The 15,041-nt window shown below is 41.9% G+C and carries 13 protein-coding genes; 5 read left to right on the top strand and 8 right to left on the bottom strand.

The window, feature by feature from the left end; genetic code table 11:
* Positions 1-11 precede the first annotated feature (11 nt).
* The 3 genes from CDG77_RS36980 to CDG77_RS30025 all read right to left on the bottom strand — a co-directional run bounded on the left by CDG77_RS36980 (position 12) and on the right by CDG77_RS30025 (position 4,681).
* Positions 12-737, bottom strand: a complete 726-nt coding sequence (locus CDG77_RS36980) for a DUF6615 family protein (protein WP_094332901.1) — start codon at positions 735-737, stop codon at positions 12-14.
* A gap of 161 nt (positions 738-898) precedes the next feature.
* Positions 899-3,139: a DUF1796 family putative cysteine peptidase gene (locus CDG77_RS30030; RefSeq protein ID WP_094332900.1), complete on the bottom strand. Its 2,241-nt coding sequence runs from the start codon at positions 3,137-3,139 to the stop codon at positions 899-901.
* A gap of 300 nt (positions 3,140-3,439) precedes the next feature.
* Positions 3,440-4,681: an AAA-like domain-containing protein gene (locus CDG77_RS30025; protein ID WP_223270053.1), complete on the bottom strand. Its 1,242-nt coding sequence runs from the start codon at positions 4,679-4,681 to the stop codon at positions 3,440-3,442.
* A 533-nt stretch (positions 4,682-5,214) separates the two neighbouring features.
* On the opposite strand from CDG77_RS30025, the gene CDG77_RS30020 reads away from it, so the two are divergent.
* The 3 genes from CDG77_RS30020 (at position 5,215) to CDG77_RS30010 (ending at position 9,089) form a co-directional block, all read left to right on the top strand.
* On the top strand, positions 5,215-5,931 hold the full coding sequence (locus CDG77_RS30020) for a biliverdin-producing heme oxygenase (protein WP_094332902.1): 717 nt from the start codon (positions 5,215-5,217) through the stop codon (positions 5,929-5,931).
* A 174-nt stretch (positions 5,932-6,105) separates the two neighbouring features.
* Positions 6,106-7,488, top strand: coding sequence for an oxygen-independent coproporphyrinogen III oxidase (gene hemN, locus CDG77_RS30015; RefSeq protein WP_094332899.1), 1,383 nt, complete (start codon positions 6,106-6,108; stop codon positions 7,486-7,488).
* Between the two features lie 908 nt (positions 7,489-8,396).
* On the top strand, positions 8,397-9,089 hold the full coding sequence (locus CDG77_RS30010) for a manganese catalase family protein (protein ID WP_094332898.1): 693 nt from the start codon (positions 8,397-8,399) through the stop codon (positions 9,087-9,089).
* A gap of 153 nt (positions 9,090-9,242) precedes the next feature.
* On the opposite strand, the gene hpsU is transcribed toward CDG77_RS30010, so the two are convergent.
* The 4 genes from hpsU to CDG77_RS29990 form a co-directional block, all read right to left on the bottom strand.
* Positions 9,243-9,824 carry a hormogonium polysaccharide biosynthesis acetyltransferase HpsU gene (hpsU, locus tag CDG77_RS30005; protein WP_094332897.1) on the bottom strand — a complete coding sequence of 194 codons (582 nt, stop codon included), beginning with the start codon at positions 9,822-9,824 and terminating at the stop codon, positions 9,243-9,245.
* Between the two features lie 17 nt (positions 9,825-9,841).
* Complete coding sequence (locus tag CDG77_RS30000; RefSeq protein WP_094332896.1) at positions 9,842-10,798, bottom strand: glycosyltransferase family 2 protein; 957 nt, start codon at positions 10,796-10,798, stop codon at positions 9,842-9,844.
* Between the two features lie 20 nt (positions 10,799-10,818).
* Entirely contained in the window at positions 10,819-11,751 is a 933-nt protein-coding gene (locus CDG77_RS29995) for a glycosyltransferase family 2 protein (RefSeq protein ID WP_094332895.1), read from the bottom strand.
* Between the two features lie 134 nt (positions 11,752-11,885).
* The gene (locus CDG77_RS29990; protein WP_094332894.1) at positions 11,886-12,695 is read right to left on the bottom strand and encodes a hypothetical protein; all 810 of its coding nucleotides are present in this window, start codon (positions 12,693-12,695) and stop codon (positions 11,886-11,888) included.
* A 491-nt stretch (positions 12,696-13,186) separates the two neighbouring features.
* On the opposite strand from CDG77_RS29990, the gene cobU reads away from it, so the two are divergent.
* Positions 13,187-13,762 carry a bifunctional adenosylcobinamide kinase/adenosylcobinamide-phosphate guanylyltransferase gene (gene cobU / locus CDG77_RS29985; RefSeq protein ID WP_094332893.1) on the top strand — a complete coding sequence of 192 codons (576 nt, stop codon included), beginning with the start codon at positions 13,187-13,189 and terminating at the stop codon, positions 13,760-13,762.
* 356 nt (positions 13,763-14,118) lie between these two features.
* Here cobU and CDG77_RS29980 read toward each other — a convergent pair whose 3' ends face one another.
* Positions 14,119-14,523 (bottom strand): Fur family transcriptional regulator, encoded by a 405-nt coding sequence (locus CDG77_RS29980; protein WP_094332892.1) that lies wholly within the window; start codon positions 14,521-14,523, stop codon positions 14,119-14,121.
* A 143-nt stretch (positions 14,524-14,666) separates the two neighbouring features.
* Between CDG77_RS29980 and purS the strand changes: the two genes are divergently transcribed.
* Positions 14,667-14,945, top strand: coding sequence for a phosphoribosylformylglycinamidine synthase subunit PurS (purS, locus tag CDG77_RS29975; protein WP_094332891.1), 279 nt, complete (start codon positions 14,667-14,669; stop codon positions 14,943-14,945).
* Positions 14,946-15,041: the final 96 nt, after the last annotated feature.

Here is a 15,041-nt window from a genome sequence, read left to right as displayed (position 1 = left end):
TCATAGTCCCCTCATCGCTTGCGGGGAGGGGGTTGGGGGTGGGGTTCTTGTACCTCACTCAACTGAGAACCGCTATATGGGCGTAAAACTTTAAAATTTGCTGGTTTTCTTTTCTTACTTTGTAAATAGCGAACTGCAAAAGCAGAGAGAATTGAACAACCATAGCTCTCCTGTACAGGATAGTAATTCGCATACCTCGAAGTAAATTGAGGTGAATTATTCCAGTTTGAGTAAAGGCAGTACAAAGGAATAAGTCGAGATGAACTCTCTACAGCACGTTGTATGAGAATTTGACATTGAGATAGTGGATTATTCTTATTTTGGTAATGAAGATGCTCGAAAGAGTTTGTTTCAAAATCTATCACTTTAGCTTGCACTCGAAAACCTATCCATTTTTTACTAGAACCAGTAAACCACCACTCCCAATCAGCACCTTCTGACCCTTCTTGAGTTGTACTAAATGTGCGAGTGTAAATTTCAGACGAATGCCTAATTTTTAGCTCAAGAATATTTATATCTGTTAAAGTTTCTTCTCCAATCTGACAATCGACAGAACGCCCTTTGGCGAGCATATCCCATGTTAAAAAGGAAAGGCTTCTGAAAGGATCACATAGAGTTGGACGCATATACAAAAAGATGTAAAAATGTAAAAATTGATTGGCAGCTTTAGTATTCCCTAGTTGGCAAAGCGATCGCTCAAGAACTTGATAAAATGGTTGGTGATTTCCGCTATCCATGAGGCTATTGAGGAATGCCAGCAATTAAACTTTACCGTTATAACCAACTCACGGTAAGTTGAACAACTCAAACAACCCAGTCGCCGAAATAGCAAATGCGAACGCCGAAATAGCAAATACGAACGCCAAAATAACAAATGCGAACGCCCCTACCCAGTTTCTCACCCCTTCGGTATTTTAGGCGGACACCAAAAGAGGTTTTTACTAGACACTCCAAGGGATTCCAGAATTCCTCGCATCACCTCTGTGCAATACATCCAGTGTCCCAAATTTTCATACATGCGATCGGGATTAAACTCGACATTGTAATGCAGCACATTGGGAAGGTCTAAAAACTCATCATCGCTTTGGGGAGAAAGAAGCAAGAGATGAAATGGCTTCCCGTGGCATTGTTTTTCTAGCTTGTTTACCAGATCGATCGCACCACCGCGATCGCTAATTCCTGTACGAATAAAAAGTACTTTGTCACAGTGTTGCAATGCGTACCAAAACCTTTCAGAACGTGCCGTGTAGCGAACGCGCATCCGTTCATGGACGGGAGACATATCGTTCGTGGGATCGTCTGTCTCCTCAACTTCATGGGCAAAGGATAAACCCGACCATTTACCGTGGTAAATTCTACCTGCATCGGGGCTGTAATGCAGAAAAGCAGGATTCCACATATCATCAAAACCGTGTGCGATCGCATCTGCAACATCTGCAATATTGGTGGTGCGCGTTAGATCGAAGGGAAAGGCGGGGCCATCGTACTCCATCTTATATAGCATCATGCGGACAGCACAGCGATCGCCAAGGGGAAGAATAGCCACACGGCTGATATCCGCTAATTTACATTTGTATTGGAAAAACACCGCAGACTTAGGTGGTGCTTTCACCCGGCTTTCTAGCCCATCCTTACCAATCATCATGGTACGAAACGGGGCATCAGGATAAAGTGGATCTTCGTAGACACCTGATGGCATGGCTTTAAGTGCGTTGCAAACCTCCGTCCACATCGGCTGGATATTGTACTCATTGTCTGATTCGTTGATTATCCAGAGGTGTTGTTTGTCCGCTTGCAAAATCCCCAGATGTCCGTCATAGAACAAAACTTGTGAGTTATTTGGCGAAAAGAGATTGAAGGCGGCGCTATATTCTAAGTCTGCACCAGGGAGAATATTTACTGTGGTTGCGATCGCGCCATCCTCTACAGCCAAGAAAGGGATCATCCCCGTCTGGGTATTCTTCGCAATGTAAATACCTGATATCAATCCAGCCTTACTTTGCAGTGCAGTTTGTAGTTCCTGCCAATAGGGAGCGATGGTATAGCTGTATTGTGATGGATTAACAATCCGTAAATGCTTTTCTTCAATACAGACAGAGATATGAAAGCCGGCATTGTCAAAGTAGATGGGAAATTCATTCGGTTGCCGGCAGCGTTGTTTTTCCTTTGCCAATTCGTCTTTGTCGATGTCGAATAGGTGCTGGTCGATCTGCTGAAACATCAGGCTGTGGCCGACAGTGTTCGGGTGAGCCGGATCGAAGGATATTCCTGCTTTCCATCGTCCTTGGCCATCATCCACAGCTGCCAACCAATCTAGTACAGTTACATCCCAACTTCGCATCCGCTTGTGTGTATCTCGAAGCAGCCAGTAATGTTCCAAAGAATAGTCACCATTGGGATAGACACTGCCCAGAATCGGAATTGCTCCAATATCGCGCGTAATTTTCACCAGCTGCTGCAAGCCACTTTCAAACCGCCGTTGTACTGTGCGGCGTTCGTTAGGGGGACAGTAGGCTAACCCTTCGTTGCCCAGAGACAAAGCAATGATTACAATATCCGGTTGTTCTGGGGTGACAACTGAGCCAAATCGAGCGATGGTTCTGCTGACATTCGCCCCCACTTCCGACACATTCACCAGTTGATGCCCATATTTTTGCTGTAAAGCCTCTGCCAACAACCAGACCCAACCTTTCAAAAACCAAGCTTTATGACCTAATGCGACGGAACTACCAATGACCACAATTTTGAGTCTGTCAGCCCCTTCTTCCACGGGCATCTTGACAGCCGATTTCTCAATGTATCCAAATGGGTAAGGCTGTAAATAACCGAATGCACCATCATCCACAATAATCGTGCTGGAACGATCTTTAGAGTCAATAGGTATCCATCGATTTGTATCTAATAAGCTCTCCCATTGGGCGTTGCCGTTGGCATCGAGTAGCACATACTTGTATTCAACTCTCTGCTGACCGCCTGACTCTTGAATGTCAATATCTGCCCACCATAAAGGATAGCGATCGCCACTTGTCCGCAGGTGGACACATTTGTTGATGTCCCACACTCCCAACTCTGGAGTAGAACCGACGACACTTATGGATTCACCTGTTTGCGTGTATGCAGTTATCTGGAATCGATACATAAATTTCATCCTGATTTAATGAGTACGAAACCAGACAAGAAGGCTGAATCCTTAAATCTGCTTTGATAATATTACGTAAAATTCTCAAAAGTCCGATATTAATATTGCTAGGTACACTGAAGCTGTGATTTTTTATAGAGGATTTAATACTGATTAAGTAAAAGATATTGCATTACAAGTTGTAGTACAACTAAGAATAAGCCAACAAAAGAATAAGTTTAAGTTAAATTTTTCCTTCAATTGCACTAAAACACGTAAGTACTTAGTAGCAAATATTATGTATTTTCCCTCGCCATTGATTTACCGCAGGCGATCGCAAAAAAACGGACGAAATAACTCACAGGCAAGCCTTGCCTTCATATCATGGAAATGCACTAATCCCATTTTGTGCAACTGGGAGGCTTGCACAGCCTCGCAATCTACAGGACTTGATTGCCTGACAATTTCTGTAAACGATCGCAATAAATCGGGATAGCGTTGCAGGTTCCACCATTGTTGTTCTAGATGGTCTGCATAGATGGCGGCGGCGATCGCAGAATTTTCTAAGAGTTCTTCTAGGGTTATTGTCTGTTGCTGTAGGTAATAAAATGCTAACTGCAACCTATAGGGATGTCCCCCTAACAGAGCGATTAGACGCTGGGTTTGTGGTGCGGCGATCTCTTGTTCGTACCGATATGCTAGATCCTGCACCTGAGCAGGTGTAAACTCAGGTAACTCAATCATCAGCCCAGTATTCAAGAGAGAGAGAGCGATTGAGGGAGGCATCAGGATTTCAGTAGAATGAATCGTCACCAGTCGCAGCTTGTGCCAAGGATTAATGTCTGCATTGTCTTCTTTGGCTTGCTCCGACCAAGTTCGCAGAAGCTGGAGAAATTCACTGGCAATGTCGGAGTAGGCAAAAAGTTGGTTGAGTTCATCGATCGCAATCACTAAGGGGGAATTCTCCCTTGAAGAGACTCCTCGATCGAGGTTGGTTAAGATGACATCCTGGAAATAATCAGTAGCATTTGATTTGCTACCCAAGGAGTTATCCCAAAAATTAGCAATCTCATTTGGCAAGTCTAACTGCTTGCTGACTCTGGCACAGAACCATTTTAGGAAGCGATCTAGGTTTTGTAAAATCTCGTCATTGGCAAGTTGCAAGTTCACAGAAACAGTGCGATCGCCAATAGTTTCAGAATAAGCCAGGATGCGGGTCATTAGGGAGGTTTTGCCCATTTGCTTGGGGGCGCGGATGTTGAGTAGCGCACCGGGTTGCTGGATGGCTTCGTAACAGAGAGATTCGAGGATGGGACGGTCAATGTACAAGACTGAATCCAGGGACATCTGTCCTCCTGGTGTAGTTGGGAAACGAGGGTACAGATTGTCTGGCGTTCGGCTCTGCCGTCCCTTCGGGAATCGTTCCATTTTGTGCTTTTGCCCTACATTGCTGGGAGAATAGCATACTGGTTCAATGCGATCGCAATACCTTTTAGTTAAGGTTTTTGAAGTAAATTTTACTCCTGAAATTTCAGGGATTTCAGCCCTATGTTTGAAGACCAATACTACTTATCCGAAAATTATTGGGTTGAAACCCGATGATATAAAGGAGTTTCAGAGTTTTATATCCGATTGAATTTCTATAAGGGGGTATTAATGCCCCCAATTTCAAACTGACGACAAACAATTCTTAGAATGCTATCAGCGCTATATAAGCATAAATAGTTATTTGGAAGCATCAGTTAAATTATTGAAAGCAAATTGTGATAAATAAACTTATTGCTCATCGTTTCAAGAGAGTTAAAATGCCTATTCCAAAATCAGTTTTATTACTACTCAACTGAAATGTGCCTGAACATGAGTATCAGAAAAACATAAATAAATACTAATATCTTTGATAGTTATATATGAATTAATAGTTAAATAATCTTAGGAGAAATAAAAATACCTGGATCTAAATCGGCAGTGGTACTTGCTGGATAGACTGATGCAGATCCTCTCTAAACCTAGAATAACAATCTTTTAGCTGGCACTGGCAGGCATTCTAAGTCGGTGGCTCCCCAGCAACCTTGCGCTTGAACATGAAGGAAGCAACAATGAGTAGCAATCTCGCCATCAAACTGCGTTCTGGAACTCAACAAGCCCACGCATCAGCAGAAAATGTGGGATTTATGAAATGTTTTTTGCAAGGAGTTGTAGATAGAGACTGCTTCGCCAAATTTTTAAGCAACTTGTATTATGTCTACAGCGAACTAGAAGCGGCATTAGATAGCCATCTAAAGCATCCTGTGATTAGTGCAGTTTACTTTCCTGAACTTAATCGCCAATCCTCGCTCGAAAAAGATATGGTGTTCTATTATGGGGATAATTGGAGGGAGCAAATTACACCCTCATCCGCTACCCAAAAGTACATTGACCGCATTCGGGAAATTTCTGCTAGTGAACCAGCCTTATTGCTAGGTCATACCTACACTCGCTACATGGGCGATCTTTCTGGGGGTCAAATGCTACAAAAAGTTGCTCAGTCAGCCCTAAAGCTTTCTGGCTACCAAGGCACGTCCTTTTACAATTTTGAGCAAATTCCTGACAAAAAGGCATTTAAGGATAAGTATCGTCAGGCATTAAATGCATTACCCGTTGATGATATAACAGCAGAACGGATTGTTGCAGAAGCTAATAATGCCTTTGGGTTCAATTTGCAGATGGCTCAAGAGTTAGAGAGAAGTTTAATTAAAGCACTCGGCCAAGTCCTGTTTAATAGTCTAACTCGTTCTCAAAATTCAGGTAGCACTGAAATAGCTGCGGCTAATTAAGTTTGTCATTGGTCATTTGTCATTGGTCATTGGTCATTTGTCATTGGTCATTGGTCATTTGTCATTTGTCATTTGTCATTAGTCATTTGTCATTGGGCGTTAGTTATTTCCCCTAACTCCTAACTCCTAACTCCTAACTTCCTACTCCCCATACATTCATTGGAAAGCAACTCAATGGTTTTTCTATTACCTGGTGTCAAGTTTGATCTGGATCTGATTCAAAAGTACGACACTCGCGCACCTAGATATACCAGTTACCCGCCCGCTACAGAGTTAAGCGAAACATTTACTGAAACTGATTTTAAGGCCGCGATCGCAGCATCTAATCAACGCCAAACTCCTATGAGTTTATATTTCCACATCCCCTTTTGCCAAAGTGCTTGCTACTTCTGCGGCTGTAACACGGTAATTTCCAACAACAAGAATATTGCTAAACCTTACGTAGAGTCTTTGGTTCAAGACATCAAAAACACCGCAGCCTTAATCGATTCCGACAGAAAAGTGTTGCAAATCCATTGGGGAGGCGGTACACCTAATTACTTGGAGCATCACCAAGTAGAATTTTTATGGAAAAACATCAATCGCTATTTCAACATCGATCCCCAAGCAGAAATTTCAATTGAAATTAATCCTCGCTATATCGATAAAAACTACATCTTCTTTCTGAGAGAGATTGGATTTAACCGCATCAGTTTCGGCATTCAGGATTTTAATCACCAAGTTCAAGTAGCTGTAAATCGTGTCCAGCCAGAAGAAATGCTCTTTGATGTCATGAGTTGGGTCAAAGAAGCTAAGTTTGAAAGTGTGAATGTAGACCTAATTTATGGTTTACCCTATCAAACCCGCGAAACATTTCAAGAAACGCTGAAAAAAACAATTGAATTAGACCCTGACAGAATTGTTGTTTTTAACTTCGCCTATGTTCCGTGGTTAAAACCGACACAAAAAAATATTCCTCAAGAAGCGCTCCCCCCAGCCGAGGAAAAGTTAGAGATTCTGAAAATGACTATTGAAGAATTGACGAATAACCAATATCTATTTATTGGGATGGATCACTTCGCCAAAACTAATGATGAACTAGCGATCGCTCAACGGAATGGCACTCTAAAACGCAATTTTCAGGGCTACACTACCCACGCGGAGACAGAGTTATTTGGCTTTGGTTCTACATCCATCAGTATGCTAGAAGATGCTTATGCTCAAAATCACAAGGAATTGAAGGATTATTATCAGACAATTGCATCGGGTAATTTACCTGTTAGCAAAGGTGTCAAGCTGACTCAAAATGATATTATCAGGCGGGATGTTATCATGGGTATTATGTCTCACTTCCAGTTGCATAAGCAAGAGATTGAAAACAAATATCAGATCGATTTTGATGAATATTTCTCTGATGAACTAGAGGCGTTAAAACCATTAGAAGCTGATGGTCTAGTCAGTTTATCAAAAAATCAGATCCAGATTACAGACATCGGGAGATTACTAGTCAGAAATATTGCTGTTATATTTGATACTCACACTAAAATGCGAGAGACAAAATTCTCCCGTGCTATTTAAAACAGTCGTTGATTCTGCCTAACCCTTCTTAAAAAGAGGTATTGAAGGGATCTTCCAAGGCAAAACATCACTAAAAGAACTGTATTGAGCTATAACCTTACTTAATACGGTTTGGTTAAGGTTATTTGATGAAGATAATAGATCCCAAAGACGCGATAAATCCCCTTCAGGACGAATGACTGATTATTTGTAAAGACGGCGATTTATCGCGTCTCTTGCCTTAACCGAACAGTATTGTAACCTTACTTAATCATTGGTGAAATTTTACAGTCTTTAGTTCGCCGACTTTTTAAAGAAGTTGGCGAACTAATTTTTCAGCATCACAGCATTAATTTAATTTTTAAATAAAAAGGATAAAAAATAAATTTTCTTAAATATTGCTCAACTTGATAACTAAATATTTTTCCTACATCTTCAAAAAGTTAGATAATATAATCACACCTTTAGGTAGATATAGCTGAATTAAGATTAAAATCTTCTATCAGAAATCGAAAATTGTGTTACCTTCAAAATTTTAGCAAAACCTAATAGATTAGAGATTCAAGAATTTACGATTTATTTTGCCGCCAAAAAATCCTTGAGTATTTTTATGCTATAAAGACTAAATCACTAAATAAATGCAAATTTCCATTCAAATCTTGATGTAAACTTTTTTGTCTAACTTTTGGATTTATCATTTACCCCATCTGGTAGAAAGAATTGTGAATAAGAGTTGATAGCTTAGATACAAGTGAGATTGTTGAGGCAGTTATTGGCAGTTACCACCACTGAAATGACTGCTGTATTTTATTGGTCTTTTAGTACACCAGCTTGAGAAGCTATCAAACATCAAATTAGCTCTCCCTGGAAAAGATGAAAAGACCAATAATCCACTTTTCTAACATCATAATTTTTGGAAGTGTAAATCTATGTTTTTTCACAAAAAAGAGCCTATTCATGCAGTTAACGTTAGTGAAGCAAACCCTCGTTTTGCTCAGTTACTTCTAGAGCAGTTTGGCGGAGCTACTGGAGAACTTAGTGCGGCCCTGCAATATTGGGTGCAATCTTTCCATGTAGAAAATGCTGGAATAAAAGACATGCTCCAAGACATTGCAATCGAGGAATTCGGCCATTTAGAAATGGTTGGTAAACTCATTGAAGCTCATACTAAAAATGTGGATCAAACCGAGGCTTATAAGAGTACTCTGTTTGCAGTTCGAGGAATTGGGCCTCATTTTCTAGATAGCCAGGGTGTTGCTTGGACTGCAAGCTACTTGAACGAGGGTGGAGATGTCGTGCGCGATTTAAGAGCTAACGTTGCAGCAGAAGCCGGCGCTCGTCAAACTTACGAATCATTGATCAAATTAGCAACTGACAAAGGAACCCAAGAGACTTTAGTCCATCTGTTAACACGAGAAATTTCTCATACCCAGATGTTTATGAAAGCTCTAGATTCACTGGGTAAATTGACAGATCCATTCTTTGGTAATGTTAAGCCAGATGAAACAGTTGCTCTCTACTACAACCTATCTACAAATGGTGATGGTAAAGATGAGCGTGGCCCTTGGAATTCTGAGCCAACATTCAAATACATTGCTAACCCCCTAGAAAGTCACTCTTAATTCTATCTAGACTTCCGCAATTCCTCTATTTACCAAACTTCGTTGTTGCAAAGAGAGGAATGATAAGTTTTGGGGGTTCGATACCATCTAGAAAAGTATAAAAGGTAAGGTAGCACAGTTAACTGTGCTACCTTACTGTGTTTGTTTATAAAATCATGGGTTTGTGGGGAGATCGAGTTTTATCCGACTCGTCTTGGGATGACAGGGGCTTCCCCAACAAACTTGTCCAGAAGGCATATTAGTCAAAACAGTACTACGAGCGCCAATCACAGCATTAGCCCCAATTTGCACTCCCGGCCCGACGAAACAATCTGCTGCTACCCATGCACCGTTGTTAATTGTGATACTCGCTGTTTTTAACCCAAAAGCAGGATCTTGGATATCGTGACTACCAGTACACAAATAACTTTTTTGGGAAACTACGCAGTGTTCGCCGATGTGAATCCGATCGAGGCTGTATAAAACTACGTTATCTCCAATCCAACTGTAGTTGCCAATGGTAACTTTCCAAGGATAGGTGAAGCGGGCGGTGGGTCGAATTAATACGCCTTTGCCGATACTAGCGCCAAATAGTCGTAGCAAAGCACAACGCAGAATATTTAACGGTTGAGGAGTCAGGGGAAATGCGATCGCTTGTACAAGCCACCATAATAATACATACCAACTTGGCCGTCCCCGATCAAACCAAGATTGGTCATATTTGCGTAAATCTACGAAAGGTTGGTCATTGGTCATTGGTCATTAGTTCTTTATTAGGAGTCAATAGTCAATAGCTTGCCCTCTGCTCCTATGCTCCCCTGCTCCTCTGCTCCTTCCTTCGGAGTAGTTGCAGTGTTTAAGTGACCACCACAGCTGCGTAACTCGTAGAGTTTAACGCCAATTTGATACTCGTATTGACTTAGCAAACGTGCATAGATATATCCGGCTTTGCCATCCAAAAAACCGCGTTGAATTATATAAAATAAAATGAACCGTAAAAAGGGTTTAAATGGCAGGTGTACCCACACTTTTTTCAAAAAGCGCTTGCGTTGGACTGCATCACCAAAGAGATTCGCGCCGATAGTGCCGCTATCATCTTTACCTGTGAGAGTATTAAAATAAACGCTGGCTTCCCAGTTGGAATAACGGTTATGACGTTCTAACCAGTGATAAAGGTCGCGGAAGTCCTCATGGAGCATATCATTTTTGAGATACCCAACTTTGCCCTGCAAAATCACATGTTCGTGAACTTCGTTGTCGCCAGTGTTGGGAATATCTTCTGTATGTAGGTTTTCGTAGCGGCCTTTTTTATGCTGAAATAAACGGAGATTCCAATCGGGATATTTACCACCATAACGAATCCATTTTCCTAAGAAAAATACGCGGCGGTTGAGGTAATAACCTGTATATTCCTCATTTTTAATTGCTTGGTCAATTTCTTCCCAAAGTTCTGGGGTAATGCGTTCGTCGCAATCTACAATTAGCACCCATTCGTTACGGAAAGGGAGATTATCTAAAGACCAATTTTTCTTTTTAGGCCAGCGTCCATTGAAGTTGAATTGCACGACATTTACACCGTGACTTTTGGCAATTTCAATGCTGTTGTCGGTACTTTGAGAATCTACTACAAATATTTCATCTGCTCTGCTGACGCTAGCGAGACAAGCTGGCAAGTTTGCTTGTTCGTTTTTTGCTGGAATTAGTACTGAAACTGGTATTTTAGATGACATAACAGGATAAATCTTAGTGATTATTTCTTATTTGATGTGAATAAAAGACCTTGAATAGCAGCATTTAAGTAACCAATCTGACCGTAAGCATATACAAGTTTGTCAAACCGTTCTGCTGGATCGGAGAAATATTGCAATGCTTTATACAAGCCACGCACAAACCGTTCGCTACCTCGCTGCAATTGAGCGATTCCAGCTTTACCAGCGAGTTGTTCTCGATAGCATTCACTGATACCCTGCCACCAGCCTCGGTTTAAAAACCAGGTGCGTTGTAGACGTTCTGGGGCTACATTGTGAGCAACTAGCGCTTCAGGAAGATAAGCGACTTGCCAACCACGCTGTAGGGCAAATTCGGTCATTTGCAGTTCTTCATTAGATAATAGATTTTTCCCCACTCGACCGAGATGAGGATCAAAACCGCCAATTTCTTCTAGGAAACTGCGGCGGATGGAGTAATTTAAGCCTCTGGGTGTTAAGCCAGGTTGCTCGATGTAGATGTTGCTGTCACCCAAGTCGTATGCACCCAAATTTGCAGCTAGTCCTGGAGATAGCCACCCTGGTTGTTCGATTCCTGGGGGCCATAGGAGAGTGACTTTGCCACCTGCGATCGCTAGTTTAGAATTATTGTAATAGGCAAGATATAAAACTTGTAGCCAGCCAGGGCTAGCAACAGCATCGTCATCCAGATAAGCAAGAATATCACCACTAGCTACTTTTGCGCCTGTGTTACGGGCGACAGATAAACCAATGGTGGGTTCAAATACATACTTCAGGCGCGGATTGTGGACCCTTTGTTCTACAACCTCACGGGTGCGATCGCTAGATCCATTATCAACTACCACGATTTCAAAGTCAGTAGCAAAATCCTGCGCTAAAAGACTATCAATTGCAGCCCCTAAATAGGTATCTCGATTGTGGGTACAGATAATGGCAGAGATTTGGGTGTCTGGCATAAATTTTATTTTGGATTTGAGATTTGGGATTTTAGATAAAAATCTTAAATCCAACGCATACCTGCTGAGAGTTAATCTAAACCAAAAATTACCGACCCACCAACCGAGTTTCTTCGGAAATAATCTTTAAAGCTTCACGTTTGTTGAATATGACTGTGTAAAACTACAAGTGTTTGGGCCAGTTGACTCAGACGGGTTTCCAAAGATTGCTTGCGTCCCAGCAGTTGACGTAACTTTTGGTAACGGGCGATCGCCATACTAACATTCGGAACCTGATCTGCCGGACATGGGCGCGACCAGACTTTACCTGCATCGTCTACACCACAGAGGCGGTAGCCAGTAATTGATGATTTATAAGATACTTTCCCACCAGTAGCGCAAATTTCTTCTACGTAGTTCATCAGGCGGTCAACTTCTGCATGGCGCAGTGTTGCAGTTCCTCCCGGTTCTGGTTCGCTGGGATTGGATTCTAACCAGCCATTGACAATTGGGCCTTCTAAGTAAATATCCTGAATTTGCTTTAAAATATTTTGCAATTCTATTTGCCAACCGGCGACAGTTTCCTGAATTTCTTGCAATAGATTCATCGCCAATGCTGGATTTGCTCCGTGGCGATGGTTACTAAAGCTCGGAGTTTTCAACTTGGGTAGGCTGGGTGTTTTGCCACCATTCTCTTCTGCTTGAAAGGTCTGCACAGAGTCATGGTGAGGAAAGAAATTTTGTTCAGAAGGATAATCACTCTCAGTATCTATGCCCAGATCGACTGTTTGTTCTTCCTGAAATGATTGACTTTGTGTACTTTCTGTGGATTCGTTGGCTCCGACACTGATTCTAAAGGAAAAAGGTCGTTTTGTAGTCGAATCACCTGCTTCGGCGGCAGAGGCAGTGCCGCGATTCCCTAAATCGTGTAAAGTTGCTTCTATGCGTTTTAAGCCTGCGTTCATAAAGACATCCTAAATTTTGCTGTCCCCGATGGTGTTGAATAATTAAGAATGGGGTTGTTGGGATTTTCGGCTTTTGCCAGTTGTGACATGAATCCAATTCGTAATTCGTAATGGGCTACGCCCCGCTACGCTAACGTAATTCGTAATTAAAAAGGGTTTTTACCCGGTGCGTAATGACGGTAGTCCCGTTTGCGGTAGGATTTAAATCCTGAATGAAACAGAATTATGAACTATAAATTTTGAATGGTGCTGGTGCTAATTTTATCTCTTAAAAGTTATTTGAAACCAAAAATCTCAGCGAGGAAGTAAAAACTGTGGTGATAAATTGGAACTAGCTACTTATTCAGCACTTACGCAAAGAATAACCGAAACCCTGATTTTTAGGTAGGGGCAATTTATTTAGACGCAAAGCGGCTTCCCGTAGGCTATTGCCCCTACAGCATGAAGTTTTGTATAAGTCTATATATTGTTAAAATGTTCAGAAAATAACTTTGGGTAAAATCATCCTAGTAACAGGGCCAGCACGATCTGGTAAAAGTGAATGGGCGGAAAGTCTGGCTATGCAGTCAGGGAAAGCAGTTGTTTATGTAGCAACAGCCACCGATAACACAGACGATCGAGAATGGCATCAACGCATCTTAGAACACCAACAACGTCGTCCCCAAGATTGGGTAACTCTATCTGTACCGATAGAACTGTCTGCTACCCTTGCTGATGCTAAACCCTATACCTGCCTTTTAGTTGATTCTTTAGGAACTTGGGTTGCTAATCTCTTAGAGGAGGATAAATCTAGCTGGGAAAATATCGTTGCGGAGTTCTTAGAGACAGTGGATCTGGTTGCTGCTGATATCGTGTTTGTAGCAGAAGAGGTAGGTTGGGGTGTAGTACCAGCTTATCCTCTGGGGAGGATGTTCCGCGATCGCTTGGGTTCATTAGTGCGTCAGCTAGCTGCACTTAGCGAAACTGTTTATTTAGTTACTGCTGGTCATGTTCTCAATCTCAGTATTCTTGGTTCGCCATTGCCAAATAGAGAGGATGCTGGAACATTTAGGAGTCAAGATTCTTAACTTTTACACCCTTCTTTTCTGTTAAGAGTTCCCTATTCCCTGTTCCCTACCTACGCAAATAATTTCAGGAATCAAAGCAGATTACTCATAAGGGAACTCCAAAAAATAAATTATCCCAATTTCTAGACTTAACACGATTATTCCTCCCCCTGCCCCCTGCCTACAAAGCGATGGGATATTTTTTTAGTTGGAAGTCCCTAATGTCTATGACAGGCTATGCCTACGCACTACTCGTCAAATTCTTCTCGTCATCAAATAATCAAGTTTTGTTTGAATAAAGCATTTATTACAGCAGAAGTTAGGAGTCATACTTTTGAAGTAAAACACGCTTTATTCTTCTCATAGAATTGGTATGACTATTGACCAATTTCATTAGTTTGATTTACCTGGCATTGGCTGCACAACCCAAAAAACTCCAGGGTGTGGTAAAAAACCTTAAACTTATGGCTGGATTCTAACTGGTTTTCTAAGTCATGGACGGGGCATTGATGAATCGGAATTGAGACACCGCATTGCAAGCAAGTAAGGTGATGTTTATCTTGCTGGGCTAGGCTGTAGAGGGCTTCACCATTAGCCAAATTCCGCACTTGTACCATGCCTTCGAGTTTTAAGGCTTCTAAAGAGCGGTAAACTGTCGCTAAACCCATACTCTGATTGGTGTTACGTAGTTCTACGTAAATATCCTGGGCAGAAATGCCTTTCTTGATGGTTTTCAGCAGGTTGAAAATACGCTCTTGACTGCGGGTGCGTATAGCTCTCATAGACAATTATTTAAATATGCCACTGTAGTTGAAGCTGTTAGATAGGCTAATCGATCAATTAACTTTAACCGCTTCGTAATCTTATTTTCACTCAGTTGGAACAGAAAGTTATAGTATAGCGATCGCAGCATTCAGCAAAAGCCGTGCAAACCAAGTATCTAGCCAAAATTTTTGTTACGCTTCGTCCTTCAGTCTTAGACCCTGCTGGTGTGGCTGTACAATCCGGTCTTCAGCAACTGGGATACGATAACGTTGAACAGGTGCGGATTGGCAAGTACATTGAACTCACCATCACCTCGACTGAGGAAAAGAAAGCGCGTCAAGACCTCGATCGCATTTGTGACCAAATGCTAGCAAATACCGTAATTGAAAACTACCGCTTTGAGTTGATTGAGGTCGAAACCCAAACGGGAGTCTTTTAGGGACTGGGGATTGGGGATTGGCGACTGGCGACTGGGGACTGAGGAAAACTTACTACAACTCTCTTATGCTCCCCTGCTCCCCTGCTCCCCTGCTCC

The organism is Nostoc sp. 'Peltigera membranacea cyanobiont' 213, from assembly GCF_002245975.1.
Classification (GTDB): Bacteria; Cyanobacteriota; Cyanobacteriia; order Cyanobacteriales; family Nostocaceae; genus Nostoc.
Note: the sequence above shows the minus strand (reverse complement) of the source record. Positions and strands in the feature narration are given on the sequence as shown.